General features: G+C 61.1%; 22 protein-coding genes and 1 pseudogene. 1 reads left to right on the forward strand and 22 read right to left on the reverse strand.

The features are described from left to right. Window positions 1-33: 33 nt before the first annotated feature. The 14 genes and pseudogenes from NKH37_RS02075 to NKH37_RS02140 all read right to left on the reverse strand — a co-directional run bounded on the left by NKH37_RS02075 (window position 34) and on the right by NKH37_RS02140 (window position 13356). Entirely contained in the window at window positions 34-300 is a 267-nt protein-coding gene (locus NKH37_RS02075) for a DUF2160 domain-containing protein (RefSeq protein WP_031193610.1), read from the reverse strand. A gap of 173 nt (window positions 301-473) precedes the next feature. After that, window positions 474-1388, reverse strand: a complete 915-nt coding sequence (locus tag NKH37_RS02080; RefSeq protein WP_352642121.1) for a carbohydrate ABC transporter permease — start codon at window positions 1386-1388, stop codon at window positions 474-476. 1 nt (window position 1389) lies between these two features. Then, entirely contained in the window at window positions 1390-2256 is an 867-nt protein-coding gene (locus tag NKH37_RS02085; RefSeq protein WP_023674893.1) for a carbohydrate ABC transporter permease, read from the reverse strand. A 1-nt stretch (window position 2257) separates the two neighbouring features. Next, window positions 2258-3325 (reverse strand): ABC transporter ATP-binding protein, encoded by a 1068-nt coding sequence (locus tag NKH37_RS02090; protein WP_353004228.1) that lies wholly within the window; start codon window positions 3323-3325, stop codon window positions 2258-2260. A 9-nt stretch (window positions 3326-3334) separates the two neighbouring features. Beyond that, window positions 3335-4414, reverse strand: coding sequence for an ABC transporter ATP-binding protein (locus NKH37_RS02095; protein WP_352789249.1), 1080 nt, complete (start codon window positions 4412-4414; stop codon window positions 3335-3337). Between the two features lie 39 nt (window positions 4415-4453). Beyond that, on the reverse strand, window positions 4454-5980 hold the full coding sequence (gene glpD / locus NKH37_RS02100; protein ID WP_353004227.1) for a glycerol-3-phosphate dehydrogenase: 1527 nt from the start codon (window positions 5978-5980) through the stop codon (window positions 4454-4456). Between the two features lie 125 nt (window positions 5981-6105). Then, window positions 6106-6873 (reverse strand): DeoR/GlpR family DNA-binding transcription regulator, encoded by a 768-nt coding sequence (locus tag NKH37_RS02105; protein ID WP_023717776.1) that lies wholly within the window; start codon window positions 6871-6873, stop codon window positions 6106-6108. Window positions 6874-7001: 128 nt separating this feature from the next. Then, window positions 7002-8414: a pyridoxal phosphate-dependent decarboxylase family protein gene (locus NKH37_RS02110; protein ID WP_352642116.1), complete on the reverse strand. Its 1413-nt coding sequence runs from the start codon at window positions 8412-8414 to the stop codon at window positions 7002-7004. Window positions 8415-8472: 58 nt separating this feature from the next. Next, window positions 8473-9204: a proteasome-type protease gene (locus tag NKH37_RS02115; protein WP_352482263.1), complete on the reverse strand. Its 732-nt coding sequence runs from the start codon at window positions 9202-9204 to the stop codon at window positions 8473-8475. A gap of 30 nt (window positions 9205-9234) precedes the next feature. Continuing rightward, window positions 9235-10029, reverse strand: coding sequence for a transglutaminase family protein (locus NKH37_RS02120; RefSeq protein ID WP_023717778.1), 795 nt, complete (start codon window positions 10027-10029; stop codon window positions 9235-9237). 61 nt (window positions 10030-10090) lie between these two features. Beyond that, entirely contained in the window at window positions 10091-11032 is a 942-nt protein-coding gene (locus tag NKH37_RS02125) for an alpha-E domain-containing protein (RefSeq protein ID WP_023717779.1), read from the reverse strand. 63 nt (window positions 11033-11095) lie between these two features. Next, window positions 11096-11409 (reverse strand): annotated as a pseudogene (locus tag NKH37_RS02130) (four helix bundle protein). A gap of 125 nt (window positions 11410-11534) precedes the next feature. Next, window positions 11535-12947 (reverse strand): circularly permuted type 2 ATP-grasp protein, encoded by a 1413-nt coding sequence (locus NKH37_RS02135; RefSeq protein ID WP_023717781.1) that lies wholly within the window; start codon window positions 12945-12947, stop codon window positions 11535-11537. Between the two features lie 172 nt (window positions 12948-13119). Further along, window positions 13120-13356 carry an Lrp/AsnC ligand binding domain-containing protein gene (locus NKH37_RS02140; RefSeq protein ID WP_023674883.1) on the reverse strand — a complete coding sequence of 79 codons (237 nt, stop codon included), beginning with the start codon at window positions 13354-13356 and terminating at the stop codon, window positions 13120-13122. Between the two features lie 242 nt (window positions 13357-13598). On the opposite strand from NKH37_RS02140, the gene NKH37_RS02145 reads away from it, so the two are divergent. Continuing rightward, window positions 13599-14018 (forward strand): DUF4864 domain-containing protein, encoded by a 420-nt coding sequence (locus NKH37_RS02145; RefSeq protein WP_023717782.1) that lies wholly within the window; start codon window positions 13599-13601, stop codon window positions 14016-14018. Window positions 14019-14044: 26 nt separating this feature from the next. Here the strand turns inward: NKH37_RS02145 and NKH37_RS02150 are convergent, their stop codons facing one another. From NKH37_RS02150 to coaD, 8 genes are all read right to left on the reverse strand, one after another. After that, on the reverse strand, window positions 14045-15424 hold the full coding sequence (locus NKH37_RS02150; RefSeq protein WP_353004226.1) for a glycosyltransferase family protein: 1380 nt from the start codon (window positions 15422-15424) through the stop codon (window positions 14045-14047). A gap of 221 nt (window positions 15425-15645) precedes the next feature. Next, entirely contained in the window at window positions 15646-16776 is a 1131-nt protein-coding gene (tgt, locus tag NKH37_RS02155; protein WP_352482259.1) for a tRNA guanosine(34) transglycosylase Tgt, read from the reverse strand. A gap of 8 nt (window positions 16777-16784) precedes the next feature. Next, window positions 16785-17054 (reverse strand): hypothetical protein, encoded by a 270-nt coding sequence (locus tag NKH37_RS02160; RefSeq protein WP_353004224.1) that lies wholly within the window; start codon window positions 17052-17054, stop codon window positions 16785-16787. After that, complete coding sequence (queA, locus tag NKH37_RS02165) at window positions 17044-18129, reverse strand: tRNA preQ1(34) S-adenosylmethionine ribosyltransferase-isomerase QueA (protein WP_023717786.1); 1086 nt, start codon at window positions 18127-18129, stop codon at window positions 17044-17046. Before queA ends, NKH37_RS02160 begins: the two co-directional genes overlap by 11 nt. A gap of 12 nt (window positions 18130-18141) precedes the next feature. Next, window positions 18142-18543 (reverse strand): hypothetical protein, encoded by a 402-nt coding sequence (locus NKH37_RS02170; protein ID WP_352855364.1) that lies wholly within the window; start codon window positions 18541-18543, stop codon window positions 18142-18144. Beyond that, the gene (locus NKH37_RS02175) at window positions 18540-19052 is read right to left on the reverse strand and encodes a peptidylprolyl isomerase (RefSeq protein WP_023717788.1); all 513 of its coding nucleotides are present in this window, start codon (window positions 19050-19052) and stop codon (window positions 18540-18542) included. The genes NKH37_RS02170 and NKH37_RS02175 overlap by 4 nt, the downstream gene beginning before the upstream one ends. Window positions 19053-19079: 27 nt before the next feature. Further along, window positions 19080-19670: a peptidylprolyl isomerase gene (locus NKH37_RS02180; protein ID WP_502895845.1), complete on the reverse strand. Its 591-nt coding sequence runs from the start codon at window positions 19668-19670 to the stop codon at window positions 19080-19082. 75 nt (window positions 19671-19745) lie between these two features. Next, the gene (gene coaD / locus NKH37_RS02185) at window positions 19746-20246 is read right to left on the reverse strand and encodes a pantetheine-phosphate adenylyltransferase (protein ID WP_023717790.1); all 501 of its coding nucleotides are present in this window, start codon (window positions 20244-20246) and stop codon (window positions 19746-19748) included. Window positions 20247-20424 lie beyond the last annotated feature (178 nt).

The following is a 20424-nucleotide window of genomic DNA, read 5'->3' on the forward strand; positions in this document are numbered from 1 at the left end:
GCCGGCACGCCGCCGTTCCAACAGTTTCCCCCTCTATACGTAGCGGAACACGCCGACGGCGTAGACCACGGAGAGAGCGAGAGCCCACCACAGATTGGGTCCGACTAGACCCAGCCAAGCGAGATGGATAAAGGCACTGCCAAGCAGCGACAGGAACAAGCGGTCGCCGCGCGTCGTTTCGAAGCGCAGCACGCCGACGCGCGGATTGCCGCCCGGCGAGACGTATTCCCACACCGCCATGCCGCAAAGCAGCAGAAAGATGGTTCCAAAGAAGGCCGCGGTCGGCCACGTCCAGGCCATCCACGAAAAATCGAGGTTGGACGAGAGGTTAAATCCCCACAGGCGGATATTGGCCGGATCGCTGAAGCCTACCGTTATTGCCACGAAATCGATTTGAAGGGCCACCCAGGCCACGACGACCAGGGCGAGAAACAGCACGGCCCACCACCATGGGCTTCTGTCGACCTGCTCCATCATACCCTCCCCAGGGCAAAGCCCTTGGCGATGTAGTTGCGCACAAACCAGATGACGAGCGCGCCGGGAATCAGCGTCAGCACGCCGGCTGCGGCGAGCAGCCCCCAATCCATGCCGGCGGCCGAAACGGTGCGGGTCATGGTCGCGGCGATCGGCTTGGCGTCCGTGGTCGTCAGCGTGCGGGCGATCAGCAGCTCGACCCACGAGAACATGAAGCAGAAGAAGCACGCCACGCCGATGCCGCTCGCAATCAGCGGCATGAAGATCTTGATGAAGAAGCGCGGGAACGAATAGCCGTCGATATAGGCGGTCTCATCGATCTCCTTCGGCACCCCCGACATGAAGCCTTCGAGGATCCACACCGCCAGCGGCACGTTGAACAGGCAATGCGCCAGAGCCACGGCGATATGGGTGTCGATAAGGCCGAAGGCCGAATAAAGCTGGAAGAATGGCAGCGCGAACACCGCCGGCGGCGCCATGCGGTTGGTCAGCAGCCAGAAGAACAGATGCTTGTCGCCGAGGAAGCGATAGCGCGAAAAAGCATAGGCAGCAGGCAGTGCTGCGGCCACCGAAATCACCATGTTCATAACCACATAGGTGATCGAGTTGATGTAGCCCGAATACCAGGACGCGTCAGTGAAAATGGTGCGGTAATTCGCCAATGTCGGCGCGTGCGGGTAGAGCGTCAGCGACGAGACGATCTCGCCATTGGTCTTGAAGCTCATATTGATGAGCCAGTAGATCGGCAAAAGCAGGACGATGATGTAGAGCGTCGGCACGATCCACCACCAGCGCGACTCCTCGCCGCGACGGCGCATCAGCCGTGCGATCTCGTCCTGCCGCAGTGTGCTGACGAGCCCTTCCGAAGCTGTCGTCTCGCTCACTCTGTCGGCTCTCTCTTCGGTGCGGCTCATTTCAGCGCTCCGCGTCGTAATTGGTCATCACGGTGTAGAATACCCATGACAACAACAGGACGATGAGGAAGTAGACCAGCGACATCGCCGCCGCCGGGCCGAGATCGAACTGGCCAAGCGCCGTCTTGACGAGATCGATCGAAAGAAAGGTCGTCGAGTTGCCGGGTCCGCCGCCGGTCACCACGAACGGCTCGGTATAGATCATGAAGCTGTCCATGAAGCGCAACAGCACTGCAATCAGCAGCACCCGGTTCATCTTCGGCAACTGGATATAGCGGAACACCGCCCAGCGCGAGGCACCGTCGATCTTGGCAGCCTGGTAGAAGGCATCCGGGATCGAGACCAGGCCGGCATAGCAGAGCAGCACCACAAGGCTGGTCCAATGCCAGACGTCCATAATGATGACGGTGACCCAGGCGTCATAAGGATCTTGCACATAATTATAGTCGATGCCGAGCGCGTTGACGTAATAGCCGAGCAGGCCAATGTCGTTGCGCCCGAACACCTGCCAGATGGTGCCGACGACGTTCCACGGGATCAGCAGCGGCAACGCCATCAAAACAAGGCAAACAGGCACGCCCCAACCCTTCTTCGGCATATTGAGCGCAATGAAGATGCCGAGCGGCACTTCGATCGCCAGGATGATGAAGGAGAAGACAAGGTTGCGGATCATCGCCTGCCAGAAGCGGCTGGAGGAAAGCAGTTCCTCGAACCACTCGGTGCCGGCCCAGAAGAAGACGTTGTTGCCGAAAGTGTCCTGCACCGAATAATTGACAACCGTCATCAGCGGTATGACCGCCGAGAACGCCACCAGCAGCAGCACCGGCAGCACCAGGAACCAGGCTCTGTTGTTCCAGGTCTTTTCCACTTCAGGCTCCCATCTCGACGCGCCAGGAATCGGCATAGATGTTGATGCCGGCCGGGTCGAACCGCACCTTCGGATCAGCCGGAACTGTCTCGTCCTCGCCGATGATGGCGGCGATCTCGCGCCCTTCGAGATTGGCACGGACCACCTTGTGGCGGCCGACGTCCTCGACCTTGCTGACCCGGACGGCCATGCCCTGGCTGCCCAGGCGCACATATTCGGGACGGATGCCGAGCTCGATGGCGCCGCCGCCCGCCTTGGGCACGCCCGGCAGTTCGATCTGCTGCGAGCCCAGCTTCGCGGTCTTGCCGTCGATCGCCACCGGCATGACATTCATGCCGGGCGAGCCGATGAAATAGCCGACAAAGGTGTGGCGCGGGCGCTCGAACAGCTCCGCCGGTGTGCCGATCTGCACGATTTCGCCGTCATACATGACGACCACCCTGTCGGCGAAGGTCAACGCCTCAGTCTGGTCGTGCGTGACATAGACCATGGTGTAGCCGAAGCGGCGGTGAAGCTGCTTCAACTGCGAGCGCAGCACCCATTTCATATGCGGGTCGATGACGGTCAAAGGCTCGTCGAACAGAATGGCATTGACGTCGGAGCGCACCAGCCCGCGTCCGAGCGAGATTTTCTGCTTCTGATCGGCGGTCAGTCCGCGCGCCTTTCGTTTGGCCATATCGGCCAGCCCGGTCATCTCCAGCGTCTCGCGCACCTTGCGGTCGACGTCGGCCTCCGGCACGCCGCGATTGCGCAGCGGGAACGCCAGATTGTCGTAGACGGTCATCGTGTCGTAGATCACCGGGAACTGGAAGACCTGGGCAATGTTGCGCTCTTGGGTCGACAGATTGGTCACGTCCCTGCCGTTGAACAGCAACTGGCCGTGCGAGGGATGCAGCAATCCCGAAATGATGTTGAGCAGCGTAGTCTTGCCGCAGCCGGACGGGCCTAGCAGCGCATAGGCGCCGCCATCCTCGAACGTGTGGTGCACTTCCTTCAGCGCGAAATCGGAATCCGTGCGGGGGTTCTGCAGATAAGAGTGGCGGATATGATTGACATCGATGCGCGCCATCGCTTCCTCCTAAGCCGCCAGCCTCGGCGCGGCCACGGCGCGGCCGTGCTCGTCGAAGACCATGATGTGGCGCGGGTCGATGAACACCTCGACCTCCTCGTCCGGCTCGAAGTCGCGAATGCCGTGGGTCAGCATGACCCAGCGCGCATCGGCAAAATCGAGATGGATGAAGCTTTCCGATCCCGTGATCTCGGTGATCGTCACCTTTGCGCGCACCGGCACCGCGGCGGCGTTGGGCCGATCGAGGGAAAGATGATGAGGCTGGAAGCCGATCGTATAGATCGCATCGGCAATGCCGAAGAGTTCGGCCGGCACCGGCAATTTCACGCCGCCCTCGAGCAGGAAATCCAGGCCCTTCTTGGCAAGCACGATGGTGTTGAGCGGCGGATCGGCGAAGGTTCTCGCCGTCACCAGATCGACCGGCTTGCGGAACACTTCGATGGTCGGCCCGAACTGGGTGATGCTGCCTTCGGAAAGCGTCGCCGTGTTGCCGCCGAGCAGCAACGCCTCGTGCGGCTCGGTCGTGGCATAAACGAAGATTGTGCCGGCGGCCGCGAAGACCTTCGGCAGTTCCGCGCGTAATTCTTCGCGCAGCTTGTAGTCTAGGTTGGCGAGCGGCTCGTCGAGCAGCACGAGGCTGGCATTCTTGACGATGGCGCGGGCCAGCGCGGTGCGCTGCTGCTGGCCGCCCGACAGACTGAGAGGCGTGCGATCGAGATAGGGCGTGAGTTTGAGAAGGGCGGCGGCATTGCGCACCTCCCTGTCGATCGTTGCCTGATCCGTGCCGGCCACCCGCAGCGGTGAGGCGATGTTTTCGTAGACCGTCATCGCCGGATAGTTGATGAATTGCTGGTAGACCATGGCGACGTTGCGCTTTTGCACAGGCATGCCGGTGACATCCTTGCCATCGAACCAGACCGAGCCGGAGGTCGGCACGTCGAGGCCCGCCATCAGCCGCATCAGGCTGGTCTTGCCGGAGAGCGTCGGCCCGAGCAGGACGTTGAGCGAGCCGTGCTGAAGCGTCAGCGAGACGTCGCGGATATGTTCCGCCGCACCCACCGTCTTCGTCACGTTTCTCAGTTCAAGCATGATGCCTCCTCCCAGGCTTTCTGCATCAGTCGGCCGTCCCTATTCGGCAGCCGCTACGTGCTGCCGGCTTATTCCGCGCATGAACTCGTCGAGCACTGCCGCCTGCTCACGGCTGAGACGCAGGCCGCGCTTGGTCCGGCGCCACAATACATCCTCGGCGGTCATCGCCCATTCGTTTTCGACGAGGTAGCGCACCTCGGCTTCGTAGAGATCGGCGCCGAAGTTGCGGCCAAGATCGACGTTCGACTTGGCGAGGCCCAGCAGCTTCCTTGCGCGGGTGCCGTAGAGCCGAGTCAACCGGCGGGCCAGCCGCGCGTCGAGGAACGGGTACGCCGTTTTCAGTTTCGCCACCTCGGCATCGAAGCCGGTGACGGGAAAGTCACCGCCGGGCAGCGGCGCGTTTGCCGTCCATGCTTTGCCGCGCTTGCCGAGAAAACCCTCGATCTTCTCGAGCATCGATTCCGACAATCGGCGGTAGGTCGTGATCTTGCCGCCAAAGGCGTTGACGATCGGGGCGGCACCCTCGCCTCCATCGGCCTTCAGCACATAGTCGCGGGTGGCTTCCTGCGCCTTTGAGGCGCCATCGTCGTAGAGCGGGCGCACCGCGGAATAGGTCCAGACGATATCCGACGGATTGACCGGCTGCGCGAAATATTCGCTTGCCGCAGCGCAGAGATAGTCGATCTCGGCATCACTGATCCTGACGTCGTGCGGATCGCCGGGATAGTCCCGGTCGGTGGTGCCGATGAGCGTGAACTCGTCTTCGTATGGGATGGCGAAAATGATGCGCCCGTCCTTGTTCTGAAAGAAATAGGCGCGTGGGTCGTCGAATTTCTTGCCAACGACGATGTGGCTGCCTTGCACGAGGCGGACATTGTGCACGTCGTTCAAGCCGACGGTGGCTGAAAGCACCTGATCGACCCACGGGCCGGCGGCATTGACCAACAGCCGCGCCTTGACCTCCTCGGTATCGCCGGTCCGCACGTTTTCAAGCCTGACCGTCCAGAGATTGCCTTCGCGGCGTGCGCTGACGACCCTTGTTCGGGTTCGAACGGTTGCACCGCGCTCGGCAGCGTCACGGGCGTTCAACACAACCAGCCGGGCATCGTTGACCCAACCGTCGGAATATTCGAACGCCTTTCGAAAAAGCGGCTTCAGCGGCTTGCCGGCCGGATCCTTGGCCATGTCCAGCGTTTTCGTCGGCGGCAGCAATTTGCGCCCGCCAATATGGTCGTAGAGAAAAAGCCCGAGCCGGATCAGCCAGGCCGGACGCAGCCCCTTGGCGTATGGCAGCACGAATCGCATCGGCCAGATGATATGCGGCGCGTTCCTCCACAGGATCTCGCGTTCCATCAGCGCTTCGCGCACCAGGCGGAATTCGTAGAATTCGAGATAGCGCAAGCCGCCATGGATCAGTTTGGTCGAGCCGGAAGAGGTTCCGCTGGCCAGATCGTTCATCTCGGCAAGGAAGACCGAAAAGCCACGCCCAACGGCATCGCGGGCAATGCCGCAGCCATTGATGCCGCCACCGATGACGAAAATGTCATGGATCGGTGATGCGCCCAAAGAAGTCCTCCCTCGATTTCGCATTGCAGCATTTTTGAGTTTTGCGAAACCGTGGCGGGATTATTTCGAAATGATAACGAATGTCAAACGAAATATGATCGGCGGCAGATGCCGCAGCGGCATCTCTAGGAGAGCGACGTTTCGATCAGCTGAACCTCTGCCTCCTGGCAGATCTTGCGCACCGACGGGATGTCGCAACGATCGGTGATGAAGGTGTTGACCTGCGACAGATGGCCGATGCGGACGGGCGCGGTGCGCTCGAATTTGGTCTGGTCCGACACCAGGATCACATGCCGCGCGTTGGCGATGATCGCCTGAGCCACCTTCACCTCGCGAAAATCGAAGTCGAGCAGTGCGCCGTCATGGTCGATGGCCGAGGCGCCGATCACCGCAAAATCGACTTTGAACTGCCTGATGAAATCGACCGCTGCCTCGCCGACCACGCCGCCGTCGGAACCGCGCACGACACCGCCGGCGATCACCACCTCGATCGAAGGATATATGCGCATTCTGTTGGCAACATTGATGTTATTGGTGATGACCATCAGGCCAATATGATCGAGCAGCGACTTGCTGACCGCTTCCGTCGTGGTCCCGATATTGATGAACAGAGAGGCGTTGTCAGGGATCAGCCGGGCTGCCGCGCGGCCGATCGCCTCCTTCTCCTCGGCGGCGATCTTGCGCCGGGCCTCATATTCCATGTTCTCGATGCCGGACGGGAACAATGCCCCGCCATGAATGCGGGACAAAAGCCGCTGGTCGCAGAGATCGTTGAGATCCTTGCGGATCGTCTGCGGCGTCACGTTGAAATGCGTCGCCAACTCCTCGACCAGTACGCGGCCATGATCTTTGGCCATCTGGATGATTTCGGAATGACGCGGCGACAGATACATCTAGCAACCTCTCATTTTCGTTTTTCTCGTCTATAGCTGAAAACGAAAGCCATGAACAGGTATGAGCCGGCTAATGAAAATCGGGCGACTGCAGAGAGAAAAGCTCCGGCGCAATCTCGACGAGGCTATCAACTCAGGCCCCGCGCGATCTCAGTGATGACCTCGAAAGCAGTATCGACGTCCGCCGCAGTCGTTTCGAACTGCCCGACCTGAAAGCGGATCGCCACCTGCCCGTCCACCCGAGTCTGCGTCAGGTAGATGCGGCCGTCATCGTTGATCGCGCTGACCAACCGCAAATTGTGCTCGTCGGAGTCGATGCCCGCAGCCGTAAGATGCCGGAACGAGAGCAGCGACAGCATCGGCTCCGTTACGATCTCGAAATCCGGTTCCCGAGCCAGCCGCGCGGCAAGGCTCTCGCTCCAGGCGACATGATTGCGGATCATGGTTCGCAGATTTTCCAAGCCATGTGCACGCAGCAGGAACCAAAGTTTCAGCGCGCGGAACCTCCGTCCGAGCGGCACCGACCATTCGGAATAATTGATGACCCCGTCGCGGCCATGTGTTCTCAAGAATTCGGGCTTGATCGCCAGCGTACGCACGAGGTCTTCCGGCTGGCGAACGAACTGCATCGAGCAATCGAACTGTGCGCCCAGCCATTTGTGCGGATTGAAGACGATCGAATCCGCATGTTCGGCGCCGGCCCAGAAATGCCGGAACTCGGGGCAGATCATGGCGGAGCCGGCCCATGCGGCATCGACATGCAGGTAGAGCCCGTGCCGCTTCGCCACCGCGCCAACAGCCGCGACATCGTCGGTGCCGCCGGTACTGGTGCCGCCGACGCTGGCGATGATGCCGGCCGGCAGCATGCCGTTTTCGCGGTCGGTGACGATCGCCGCTTCCAGAGCCGCCGTCTGCATGGCGCGAAAGCGTCCGGCGACCGGAATGCGCACGAGGTTCGCCTCGCCGATGCCCGACACCCAGATCGCCCGGTCTATGGAAGTATGGACTTGGTCGGAAGAATAGACCCGCACGATCGGCTGGCCTTGCAGGCCGCTCTTGTTGCCTTGCCAGTCGAGCGCGCGCTCGCGCATGGTCAGCACGGCGGCAAGCGTCGCCGATGAAGCCGAATCCTGCATGACGCCGGAAAATCCCTCCGGCAGACCAAGCGCCTGCCGCATCCAGTCGACGACCCGCATCTCGAGCTCGGTTGCTGCCGGCGAGGTCTGCCAGAGCATGCATTGCGCAGCCATCGCGGAAACCAGATACTCGGCCACGACGGAGGCCGGTGCCGCATTGGCCGGAAAATAGGCGAAGAAACGCGGATGCTGCCAGTGCGTCATGCCCGGCAGGATCTTTTGCTCGAAATCGGCGAAGATTGCCTGCATCGTTTCGCCGTCTTCCGGCGGCGCGACATCGATGCTTTTGAAGATTTCGCCCGGCTCGACAAGCGGCCGCACCGGTCTTTCGCGAAGGCTGTTTCTGTAGTCGGCGCCCCATTCAGCCGCTCGCAGCGACCATTCGCGGAATTCGTTGCTATTCATCTTCGCCTCCGTAGCGCCTCATCGAGCCGCGATCAAAGAGCACGAAAAACGAAGGTTTTCATTCGGGAAAATCAGGCAAGCTCGCAAAGGCGGTCTTCAGCGCGTTCGACCAGCTATCCGAGATCGTGCGATAATATTGATCGTCATGGTTTATTCGCTTTTTGAGGCCGACCTTGAAAGTGTCCTTTTCATAGAACAGCAGGTCGAGCGGCAGGCCGACCGACAGGTTCGACTTCAGCGTCGAGTCGAACGACACCAGCAGCAGCTTTACCGTCTCGGCGAAACTCATCGTCTTTTCGTAGGCCCGGATGATGATCGGCTTGCCGTATTTGGTCTCACCGATCTGGAAGAACGGCGTATCGTCGGTCGATTCGATGAAATTGCCTTCCGGATAGATCATGAACAGGCGCGGCGCGCTGCCCTTGATCTGACCGCCGAGGATAAAGGAGGCGTTGAAATAGGAATCCGCCTTTTCGCCGGCCGGCGACGAACTGGCGATGACCTCCTTGACGGTGTCTCCGACCAACCGGACTGTCTGGTACATGGAGGGCGTTTCGAGCAGCGTGGCATGGCGCTCCGCCACTGCCTTGGTGCGTTCGTCGAGCAGGCTGACTACGGCCTGGGTTGTCGCCAGATTGCCGGCCGACATCAAAACGATGACGCGCTCGCCCGGCTCCTCCCAGACATGCATCTTCCTGAAGGTCGAGATCGAATCCATGCCGGCATTGGTGCGCGTGTCCGACATGAACACGAGCCCGCGATCGATCTTCAGGCCGACGCAATAGGTCATCGAATCTCTTTGGCAACAATCTTGCCGGGATTACTGCTCCACGGTGACGGTGACCGCAAGCTGTTCTTCCGCCTGTCCCAGCCGAATTCCCGATACCGGCGTGGCGTCGCGATAATCGCGGCCGATCGCCACCTTCACATAGCGCTCGTCGGGAGAAATGCCGTTGGCGACATCGAAGGAGACCCAGCCCAGGCCCGAGACATGCGCCTCGGCCCAAGCGTGGCTTGCCGCCTGCTCGATCGCTGCATCCATCATCAGATAGCCGCTGACGTAGCGCGCCGGGAAATCCATGGCGCGAGCCGCGGCAACGAAGATATGGCTGTGGTCCTGGCAAACGCCGGTCTTGAGCGCAAGGGCCTCTTCGGCCGGCGTCGTCGCGTTGGTGGTGCCGGGTGTATAAGCGACACGCTCGCCGATCACGGCCATTAGCCGGTGCAGCCTTTCGATGTCGGTGCCCTTGCCCACCGAGGCAGCAAGCTCACGAATGCCGCTGCCGATCGTCGTCAGCGGCGTTTCATGGCCGAACAGCCAGAGCGGCGCGAAACCCTGATGCGGTCCGCAGACACCGGCGGTATCGCGCGTCACCACTTCGCCGGCTGCTTCGACTGTGATGAAGTCGCGCTCGCCCTCGACGCTCAACAGCCGGGTATCATTGCCGAAATGGTCGGTGAACCGCACTTCCTCGCGCGCGCCTTCGATCTTCAGCGCCCAGGACAGCACCGTCTGGGTGCGCCCGTTCACCGGGAGCAGCCGCAAACGCTGCAACAGATAATGCACCGGCGCATCGTAGCGGTATTCGGTCCGGTGGGTGATCTTCAGCCGCATCGCTCTCGTCCCTGGAGCATGAGCCTTACCGAAAACCGGTCTTCGTTTTTTGGGATCATGCTCAATAGAACCTGTAATCCTGCGCGATCTCATCGCCGAGCCTGGTGTTGTCGCGGATGAAATTGGCCAGGAATTCGTGCAGGCCGGCGTCGAAAATATCCTTGATCGAGCCGGCCGTCAGCATGGAATGGGTCTTGGCGGCCGTCGCATGACAGGCGTGGCGCTCACCATAGTCGTCACCCAGGAATTTGAGATGCTCCGTCAGGAAGCGGTAGCAAAAGGTCAGCGAGCGCGGCATGCGGACATTGAGGATCAGATAGTCGGCGATATTGCTCGGCTTGTAGTCGGCGTCATAGACCCAGCGGTAGGAGCGGTGCGCCGACACCGAGCGCAGGATCGATTCCCACTGGTAGTTGTCGAGCGTCGAGCCGACCCAGGAGATCGACGGCAACAGAACATAGTACTTCACGTCCAGGATGCGCGCGGTGTTGTCGGCGCGTTCGACATAGGTGCCGAGCTGCGAGAAATCGAAGATCTCGTTGCGCAGCATGGTGCCGTAGAACGAGCCGCGGATCAGCGCCGTCTCGCGCTTGATTGCGTCGAGCGCGCTGGGCAGGTCGCGCTCGTCGATCGGCTTGGCCAACATCCGTTTCAGCGACATCCAGGCTTCGTTGATGCTTTCCCAGGTTTCACGCGTCAATGCTGTGCGCACCATGCGGGCATTGTTACGGGCCGTTTCGATAGACGACATCGTGCTCGACGGGTTCGACGTATCGCGCAGCAGGTAGTCGGCGACATTGGCGGCGGTGTAGTCCGAATATTTCTGCGTGAAGCTGGCGTCCGAGCCGGCGCTGAGCAGCACCGAATTCCACTCCTCCGAAGCATTCTGCGTGCGAGTGAGCGCCATGCGCAGGCCGGCATCCACCAACCGCGCCATGTTCTCCGCCCGCTCGATATAGCGGTTCATCCAATAGAGCCCGTTGGCGGTGCGGCCGAGAAGCATGTCAACGTGCCTCGATGCTGAGTGAGTAGCGAATAGCGAATAGCGAATAGGGGAAAATCGGCTTCATGATTTCTGTTGCAGACTCCTGATCATCGAACGCAGCATTCTCCCGATCTCATCGGCCTGGCCAAGCAAACGCAATACGTCCTGCTCAACCATCAGCGCTACCCTTCCAGACAAGATTAGGTGCGTTTCCAACTCTTTGAGAGAACCTTGCGCTATGCGAAGATATTGAACGAACGATCCCGTGTTTTCTCGCCCGTGCCCTTCGGCGACATTTGCCGCAATCGATACAGATGATCGCCGTATCTGAGACGTCATCCCGTAAACTTCGCTGCTCGAAAGGCTTTCGTTGCCGAATAGCAATCTACAGCCAATTCAACGGCCGCCTTCCAAACAATCAAGTCCCTGTAAGAGTTAATAGTCGTGTTGGTGCCCTCTTCCCTATTCGCTACTCACTATTCGCTATTCGCTATTCGCTACTCATTATTCGCTATTCGCTCTAATCATCCAACACCCAAGTATCCTTCGTGCCGCCGCCTTGCGAGGAATTGACGACCAGCGAGCCTTCCTTGAGCGCTACTCGCGTCAGTCCACCGGGCACGATCTGGATACGGTCGGACACCAGCACATAGGGGCGCAGATCGACATGGCGCGGCGCCAGCCCCTTGTCCGTCAGGATCGGACAGGTCGACAGCGCCAGCGTCGGCTGGGCAATGTAGTTCGACGGTTTTGCCGCGAGCTTTTTGGAAAAATCCTCGCATTCCTTCTTGGTCGCCGCAGGTCCTACCAGCATGCCGTAACCGCCGGACCCGTGGACCTCCTTGATCACCAGTTCGTCGATGTGCTCCAGCACATATTTCAGGCTGTCCGGTTCCGAGCAGCGCCAGGTCGGGATGTTGCCGAGCATCGCCTTGCGGCCGGTGTAGAATTCGACGATTTCGGGCATGTAGGAATAGATCGCCTTGTCGTCGGCAATGCCGGTTCCGGGCGCATTGGCGATCGTGATATTGCCGGCGCGGTAGACGTCCATAATGCCCGGCACGCCAAGGGCTGAGTCCGGGCGGAAGGTCAGCGGATCGAGGAACGAGTCGTCGACGCGCCGGTAGAGCACGTCGATCTGCTTGTAGCCCTCGGTCGTGCGCATCGCGACATGGCCATCGACGACGCGCAGATCCTGCCCTTCGACGAGTTGCACCCCCATCTGGTCGGCAAGGAAAGCATGTTCGAAATAGGCCGAGTTGAAGCTGCCCGGCGTCAGCACGGCAATGGTCGGCGCGCCCTTGGTGCTTTGCGGCCGCACTGCGGCCAGCGACTGGCGCAAGAGCTGCGGATAATTCTCCACCGGCCGCACCTTGATCTGCTGGAACAACTCGGGAAAGAGCTGCATCATCGTCTCGCGGTTCTCCAGCATGTAGGAGACGCCGGACGGCGTGCGCGCATTGTCCTCCAGCACGTAGAACTCGTTCTCGCTGATGCGTACGATGTCGACGCCGATGATATGGGTATAGACGCCGGCCGGCGGCCGCACCCCGATCATTTCGGGCAGGAACGCCTCGTTCTTGGCGATCAACTCCTTCGGCACGCGGCCGGCACGCAAGATTTCCTGACGATGGTAGATGTCGTCGAGAAAGGCGTTCAGCGCCTGGACGCGCTGCTCGATGCCTTGCGTCAGCCGTCGCCATTCGTTGCCGGAAATGATGCGCGGAACGATGTCGAAGGGTATCAGCCGCTCCGATGCTTCCTGCTCGCCGTAAACGGCGAATGTGATGCCGGTCTTGCGAAAGACGCGTTCGGCGTCCTGCATCTTCTCGTTAAGCCTGGCCGGGTCCTGTTCCTTCAGCCAGCGATCGTAAGCCGAATACGGTTTTCTCAGCCCGGAAACTTCCGGAAGCATTTCATCGAACGCTGCCAATCGCATACTCCCCTGTGGCGCCATTTCACTGGCCTCGCTGGAGAAAATCAAGCGCAATCGGTGATTTGGTGGGCGCCGGCGATCAGTATATCGCTCTTGCCTAAAATTAAGGCAGTGCCGATAGGGCCGTAGTCAGGCTTTGCTTCGTGTCCGGGCAGATGCCGGATGCGGATCAAAACGCGCGAAAGGTGACGACCGTGAACGTGTCTTTGATGCCGGGAAGAATCTGCACTTTCTCGTTGACGAAGTGGCCGATGTCTTCCTCGTCGTCGACATAGAATTTGGCGAGCAGGTCGTAGTTTCCGGCTGTCGAGTAGATTTCGGAAGCGATCTCAGCATCGGCCAGGGCGCTGGCAACGTCATAGGCCTTGCCCAGATCGCACTTTATCTGCACGAAAAATGCTTTCATTGCCTGGTCCTGCCCAACATCGCACGCTCTAGGTAAAATCGAGCGGCCCTTGTGGCAGACTGCCGCCCGGCTTTCAAGCATCGGCCATCGCTCAGGCTGTTCTAGCCTCGACAATGCTTTCTCGGTCTGGACACAGCTCGCGGCGCCGAATGTTTGCGCTCGGCTGAAACCCTCGAGCACTGCAAAGCGTATAGTATCATGTACCTCGGACAGCGATTTCTCAGGGACAACGGAGACAGGCCATGCGCCGCGCGTTTTTCGCATTCGCAGTCGTTCCATTCATTTTCGCATCCCAGGCCTTTGCTGGCGACGCCGAAGTCAAGGCGGCGCAAACGGTCATCGATGGTCAATTGAAGGCCTTCATCGCCAACGACGGAGCGACGGCCTACAGCTTTGCCGCACCAAATGTGAAACGCATCTTTCCAACTGTCGATACCTTCATGAACATGGTGACCAACGGCTACCCGCCGGTGCGCCAACCGCAGACCTACTCCTTCGGCAAGGTTCGCGAGACGAGCCCGACCTCGATCATCCAGCAGGTGCTGATCGTCGGCCCGGATGGCAAGGACTATGAGGCGGTCTACACGCTCGAACTACAGCCTGACGGCAGCTTTCGGATCACCGGCTGCAGCCTGCGCGCGTCCACGTCGCTCAGCACCTGAGGGTGCTTGAGGAGGGCAAAGTTGTCTCAATCCTGTCGCCGGTAGAGCGTCCAGCTCAGGCCTGAAAACCCCCAGTGTCTCGACGCGTCGGCCCGTTCATACGCCAAAGCGCATGCGGCCGTCGGTTCAACATGTTCGGCTTGCTTGTCCACATCCCCCTCGAGGATCAGCCAAGCCGGCCGGTCGGCGCACATCCTGTTTTCCGGAACCAGCCAAGCCCGACGATCCGTCCGCGCCGCAAAATAATCGACGACCATGGCGGTGCGGAAATCACTGTTGCTCGCATAGGCGGCAGCGCCGTTCCTGGTCATTTCATCGACCATAGCAGCGTACGAGCCGCGTCCGTACTGATAGAATTGGAGCAGCGACGAAATGCTTCCACTCACCACGATCGCCAGTGCTCCCACCGCAAATAGCCTGGCAGTCCCGCGAGCAGCCAAGCCGCGACCGATCATCTCGCCGGCCCAGAGCAGCAGCAATGTTCCGCTGATGATGAAATAGCGCGGAAACTCGAGATTGGGCAGATGTGTCGCCGCCATGAGCAAAGGCAGTCCGATAATCCCGATGACATAGAGGCTGGCCCGGCGATCGCACCAGACACCAGCGGAGAGGCCAACAAGACCGCAGGCGGCAACGATATACGGCCAGTCGCCGAACCAGGGGGGCAGCCCGAACAGAGAGCGGATCATTCCGCCATAGCCCTGCGCGAAGGCGGCAATCGAGAACGGCGAAACACCACCGACACTGAAGCCGAACAGCCTGCCGCCGATAAACACGCAGGCAGCCAGCGGCAGCACGGCAAGCAAGGCCGGCAGGAAGATCGACGCCAGATCCGCAACGACACGGCTGATCCTCGCCGTACGCTGCCAGGCGAGCCACGCGGTCCAGATTGCGAGGACTGCCACCATTCCGATCATGGTGAGATGGCATAGGAACCCGAAAAGGATCGCCGCTGCCAAGGCCGTGCCAGACAACCGTTTGTTGTCGAGCCGGCGCTCCAGAAAAACCACCGAAAGCAGCGTGAAGAGCACAAGGCCGGCATAGCCACGCGCCTCCGAGCCGTAGTGCACCATCGGATAGCTCACGGCAAACAACAGGCTTGTGGCAATCATCGCCCGTCGTCCGTGCGGTGCGGCGGTCGCTGCCGCCGCAACTGTCGTGGCAACACCTAGTGCTATCGACAGGCCTCGCTGGATCAAAGGCGAAGCGTCGGGGCCGATGAGATAGAGATAGACCGAGTTGAGGAAATGATTGTTGTCGTGATTGACGCGCCAGAATATCTGGTCGATCGAGGTCAGCGGCTCAATCAGCGCAAAGCTCCAGATCTCGTCCAGCCAAAGGTCGCCGCGCGCGCCAAGCAAGCGCAAAACCAAGCCGGTCACGGCGATGACCAGAACGGCAAGCAACGACCCCGCCGTCCATTGCTGGACCGCCACGGAGGGCGAAGGCGAAGGCTCGGCGCTGCCATTCGTCCGCACCGTCGTGCCAGGAACTGAAACTTGCCCCGAAACGAACAGGTTCTTGATCCTCGCCCGATGTCGTCCGGCAATGCTTATTAGGCAGACGTTTCAAAACAGTTCATGGCAGGTGCGACTCCTCCCTGGAGCCGGATTCCTGGCGAGCACGCCTACCGGACGGGGAGGTCACCGTTTGCCCATTGCTGCGTGATGATCTCAGCTTGTCCGGCGAACCTGCCAGCCCCGATCGCTTCGCGAACGTCGCGCATCAGCTGCTGGTAGTAGGACAGATTGTTCCAGGTCAGGAGCATCGCCCCGAGCGCCTCTTGCGAGCGCACCAGGTGGTGCAGATAGGCGCGCGAATAGTCGCGTGCGGCCGGGCAGTCGCTTTCCTCATCGAGCGGGCGCGGATCGTCGGCATGGCGGGCGTTGCGCAGATTGACCTTGCCGCGCCGTGTATAGGCAAGGCCATGCCGCCCTGCCCGCGTCGGCATCACGCAGTCGAACATGTCGATGCCGCGCGCCACCGACTTCAAGATGTCGTCCGGCGTACCGACACCCATCAGGTACCGCGGCCGGTCAGCCGGCAACTCCGGGCAAGTGATGTCGAGCATCTCCAGCATCACCGCTTGCGGCTCGCCGACGGCCAACCCGCCGACCGCGTAGCCCTTCAGCTCCATCGCCTTCAGCGCCTGCGCCGAGCGCAGCCGCAGGTCCGGTATATCGCCGCCTTGCACAATGCCGAACATCGCCTTGCCGGGCTGCTCGCCGAACGCCGTCTTGCAGCGCTCGGCCCAGCGCAACGACAACTCCATGGCACGCTCGATCTCTTTTTCCTTGGCCGGCAGCGCCGTGCACTCGTCGAGTTGCATCTGGATGTCTGAATCGAGCAGCCCCTGGATCTCGATGGAACGCTCCGGCGACATCTCGTAGGCGCCGCCGTCGATATGCGAACGAAAGGTCACGCCGTTCTCGGTCAGTTTCCTCAGCTTCGACAGCGACATCACCTGGAAGCCGCCGCTGTCGGTGAGGATCGGATAGGGCCAGCGGGCGAATTCATGCAGGCCGCCGAGCCGAGCCACGCGCTCGGCGCCGGGTCTCAGCATCAGGTGGTAGGTATTGCCAAGGATGATGTCCGAGCCGACACCGCGCACCTGATCCATATACATGGCTTTCACCGTGCCGCCGGTGCCGACCGGCATGAAAGCGGGCGTGCGGATTTCCCCGCGCGGCATGGTGATTGAGCCGCGCCGGGCTCTGCCTTCGGTCGCCAGCACCTTGAAGGCGAATGCGTTAGTCATTGAATTCCCTAGCTATCGAACTCCTTGTCGAACACCGGCGCGTCCGGAGCCTGTCGGTCGAGCGACTGCCGGTAGCGGATGCAGCCGCGCATGAATTTCGGCCAGGGCGGCACGGCAATCGCCGGCTCGGTCTTTTCGGGTAAAAGCGACCAGAGGTCGGGGTGATGCCAGCACAGATCATGGCCGGTGGCGTCGCGGTGTTGGCGGATGCCGGCGCGCAGTTTCCTGACCTCGGCGAGCAAGGCTTCGCGGCCGAAAGTTTCCAGGTCATCGTCCATCGTTATCCTCCCTGAACAGAAGACTTGCGTCTCCATAGGAATAGAACCTGTAGCGGTTCTCAATGGCATGCGCATAGGCCGCGTGCATCGTCTGCAAACCGCAGAAGGCCGAAACCAGCATGAACAGCGTCGAACGCGGCAGATGGAAATTGGTCATCAGCATGTCGGCGGTCTTGAAGCGATAGCCGGGCGTGATGAAGATGTCGGTCGGGCCTGACCATGCGGCCAGCCTGCCGTCCTTGCCAGCCGCGCTCTCCAACAAACGCAGCGATGTCGTGCCGACAGCGATAATGCGCCCTCCTTTTGCTCTCGCCGCATTCAGCGCCTCGGCGGTTTCCGGGCTGACCGAACCGGTTTCGGCGTGCATCTTGTGGTCGGCGGTGTCGTCCGCCTTCACCGGCAAAAACGTGCCGGCGCCGACATGCAGCGTGACGAAACGGCGCTCGATGCCATTGGCGTCGAGCGCGGCAAACAGCTCCGGCGTGAAATGCAGCCCCGCCGTCGGCGCGGCCACGGCGCCCTCCTCCCTGGCATAGATGGTCTGGTAATCGCTGCGGTCGCGCTCGTCGTCGTCACGCTTGGAGGCGATGTAGGGCGGCAGCGGGATGTGGCCGACGGCGTGCAGAGCCTCATCGAGGAACGGACCCGACAGGTCGAAGCCGAGCAGCACCTCGCCACCTTCACCCTTCTCGATCACGGTCGCGTCGAGCTGGCCGAGAAAGCAGGAATTGGCATCATGACCGAAATGGATGCGATCGCCGGCGGCGACGCGCTTGCCCGGCCGCATGAAGGCGAGCCACCGGTCGGGCGCCGTCCGCATGTGCAGCGTGGCTTCGACCTGCGCCGCTGCCTCGCCGCGCCGCCTGATGCCTTTCAGCTGCGCAGGAATGACCTTGGTGTCGTTGAAAACCAGCACATCACCAGCCTTGAGCAGGGACGGCAGGTCGCGCACGGTCATGTCCTCGAGCCCCGCGCCCGGCCTGACCACCAGCATTCTGGCACTGTCGCGCGGCTCGGCTGGGCGAAGCGCGATGCGCTCCTCCGGCAGATCGAAGTCAAAAAGGTCGACGCGCAAGAAATCCCCGCCTCAAGGTTCCGGGCAGGTCACCGCCCAGGCGCCGACACCGTCTATGCTCAATGTGCCGCCCATCGCGAAACTGGACTGCTCGCTGGCCTTGACCAGCCGCAATCTGGCGACGATCGAGCTGAGGCCCTCATCAGTGAGATCGATCAGCATACGCTCGTCGTCCTCGAATGCCTGTCCGACGATGACTTTCGTTGAACCCGGCTGGCCGTCCGTGGTCCATGTCTTGCCGCCGGCATCCACCAGCCACACGCGCGCCACTGCAATGACGGCTGTGTGTCCCATCAACACGTCGATCGATGCCGCGCCGCCGTCGGCGCTGCAAACGATCGATTCCGTCGCCACCGCCGGAGTGGCCGCCGCGACGAGCACAAATGCGATGGCCGCGACAGCCCGGCTGGTCATTTCACGTCGGCCGCGACCTTGAGCGACACGATCTTGTCGGGATCCTGCACCGGTTCGCCGCGCTTGATCTTGTCGACATTGTCCATGCCTTCGATGACCTGGCCCCACACCGTGTACTGGCGGTTGAGGAAGGCGGCATCGTCGAAGCAGATGAAGAACTGCGAATTGGCCGAGTTCGGGTTCTGCGAGCGCGCCATCGAGCAGGTGCCGCGGCCGTGGTTGGCGTTGGAGAACTCGGCCTTCAAGTCGGGCTTGTCGGAACCGCCCGTACCGGCGCGGGTCGGCGCGAAAGACGGCTTATTGGAATTGCCGAATTTCACGTCACCGGTCTGCGCCATGAAGCCGTCGATGACGCGGTGGAAGACTACGCCGTCATAGGCGCCTTCGCGCGCCAGCTCCTTGATGCGGCCGACATGGCCGGGCGCCAGGTCTGGGAACAATTCAATGACGACCTTGCCCTTGGTCGTGTCCATGATAAGCGCGTTCTCGCGGTCCTTGATCTCGGCCATGTCAGAATATCCTTTTGAAACTTGGGTTTACTTGCCGTCAGCGGCGATACGCACCTTGATCATGCGATCGGGGTCGGTCACCGTCCCGTTCTGCGCCGCTTCGCCTTTCTTGATGTGGTCCACCAGCTCCATGCCGCTGACGACATTGCCGACGATGGTGTACTGGCCGTCGAGCGGCGGTGCCGGCGCGAACATGATGAAGAATTGCGAATTGGCGGAATTCGGATCGTCGGAGCGGGCCATGCCGACCACGCCGCGCTGGTAGTGCTCGGTGCTGGAGAATTCGGCCGGCAGGTCGGGAAGATCGGAACCGCCGGTGCCGACGGCGTCGGCATTGAAGCCGCTCTTCATATTGCCGAACTTGACGTCGCCGGTCTGCGCCATGAAGCCGTCGATGACGCGGTGGAAGGCGACGTTGTCGTAGGCGCCCTGGCGCACCAGCTTTTTGATCTGCGCGACGTGCTTCGGCGCAAGGTCGGGCCTCAGCGCGATGGTCACGTCGCCGTCCTTCAGCGTTACGATCATGGTGTTTTCGGGATCGGCGGCAAACGCCGACACCGATGCGGTCACAAGACCGGCAAGCATGACAAGCAAGAAGGCAAGCTTTTTCAGCTGCATGGGATCTTTCTCCGAATATCTTCGTTCATGCATGTCGTTACCCAAAACCGGGCTCCACTTTTGGGCGACATGCATTTATTTCGCGAATTTGGCGGTGAGCGCGCCGGCCACGGCCGCCGGCACGAAGTGGCGGATGTCGCCTCCCATCGAAGCTATCTGGCGCACAAGTGTGGCGGTAATGGTGCGCACCGAGGGGCTGGCGGGCAGGAAGACCGTCTGCAGCTCCGGCGCCATGGTCTCGTTCATGCCGGCCATCTGCATCTCGTAGTCGAGATCGGTGCCGTCGCGCAGGCCGCGGATCATGATCGAGGCGCCATGCTTCCTGGCCGCGTCGATGACCAGACCGTCGAAGGCGACCACTTTGATGCGCGCACCGTCGCTGCCGAATTCCGCCTTCGTTGCCGTTTCGATCAGATCGACCCGTTCCTCGAAGGAAAACAATGGCTTCTTGCCGGGATGGATGCCGATCGCCGCATAGATGGTGTCCGCCACGGCCAGCGACGCCTTCAGCACGTCGAGATGGCCGTTGGTCAGCGGGTCGAAAGAGCCGGCATAAAGGGCGATGCGTTCGGTCATGGCAGGTGCTTCTAGCGAGCCTCTCCCCTAAAGGCAAATCCGATCGGCAGGCCCGCCCCATGAACCTTTTGGCCGACGTGAACGACAGATGAATGTGCCGCTCACAACGGCTTCACGCAGTGTTCACTAAGTTGCAGCTTCGAAAGATGAAACCAAACACCCATCTAACCGTTGTTAG

The organism is Mesorhizobium sp. M1217 (genome assembly GCF_040318275.1).
Lineage (GTDB): Bacteria > Pseudomonadota > Alphaproteobacteria > Rhizobiales > Rhizobiaceae > Mesorhizobium.

Excerpts from the sequence above, each read along its gene's own strand:
- NKH37_RS02075 (WP_031193610.1), bottom strand. The coding sequence starts at position 300 with ATGGCCTGGACGTGGCCGACCGCGGCCTTCTTTGGAACCATCTTTCTG.
- NKH37_RS02080 (WP_352642121.1), bottom strand. The coding sequence starts at position 1,388 with ATGAGCCGCACCGAAGAGAGAGCCGACAGAGTGAGCGAGACGACAGCT.
- NKH37_RS02090 (WP_353004228.1), bottom strand. The coding sequence starts at position 3,325 with ATGGCGCGCATCGATGTCAATCATATCCGCCACTCTTATCTGCAGAAC.
- NKH37_RS02095 (WP_352789249.1), bottom strand. The coding sequence starts at position 4,414 with ATGCTTGAACTGAGAAACGTGACGAAGACGGTGGGTGCGGCGGAACAT.
- NKH37_RS02105 (WP_023717776.1), bottom strand. The coding sequence starts at position 6,873 with ATGTATCTGTCGCCGCGTCATTCCGAAATCATCCAGATGGCCAAAGAT.
- NKH37_RS02110 (WP_352642116.1), bottom strand. The coding sequence starts at position 8,414 with ATGAATAGCAACGAATTCCGCGAATGGTCGCTGCGAGCGGCTGAATGG.
- NKH37_RS02115 (WP_352482263.1), bottom strand. The coding sequence starts at position 9,204 with ATGACCTATTGCGTCGGCCTGAAGATCGATCGCGGGCTCGTGTTCATG.
- NKH37_RS02120 (WP_023717778.1), bottom strand. The coding sequence starts at position 10,029 with ATGCGGCTGAAGATCACCCACCGGACCGAATACCGCTACGATGCGCCG.
- NKH37_RS02125 (WP_023717779.1), bottom strand. The coding sequence starts at position 11,032 with ATGCTTCTCGGCCGCACCGCCAACGGGCTCTATTGGATGAACCGCTAT.
- NKH37_RS02140 (WP_023674883.1), bottom strand. The coding sequence starts at position 13,356 with ATGAAAGCATTTTTCGTGCAGATAAAGTGCGATCTGGGCAAGGCCTAT.
- NKH37_RS02145 (WP_023717782.1), top strand. The coding sequence starts at position 13,599 with ATGCGCCGCGCGTTTTTCGCATTCGCAGTCGTTCCATTCATTTTCGCA.
- tgt (WP_352482259.1), bottom strand. The coding sequence starts at position 16,776 with ATGACTAACGCATTCGCCTTCAAGGTGCTGGCGACCGAAGGCAGAGCC.
- NKH37_RS02160 (WP_353004224.1), bottom strand. The coding sequence starts at position 17,054 with ATGGACGATGACCTGGAAACTTTCGGCCGCGAAGCCTTGCTCGCCGAG.
- NKH37_RS02170 (WP_352855364.1), bottom strand. The coding sequence starts at position 18,543 with ATGACCAGCCGGGCTGTCGCGGCCATCGCATTTGTGCTCGTCGCGGCG.
- NKH37_RS02175 (WP_023717788.1), bottom strand. The coding sequence starts at position 19,052 with ATGGCCGAGATCAAGGACCGCGAGAACGCGCTTATCATGGACACGACC.
- NKH37_RS02180 (WP_502895845.1), bottom strand. The coding sequence starts at position 19,670 with ATGCAGCTGAAAAAGCTTGCCTTCTTGCTTGTCATGCTTGCCGGTCTT.
- coaD (WP_023717790.1), bottom strand. The coding sequence starts at position 20,246 with ATGACCGAACGCATCGCCCTTTATGCCGGCTCTTTCGACCCGCTGACC.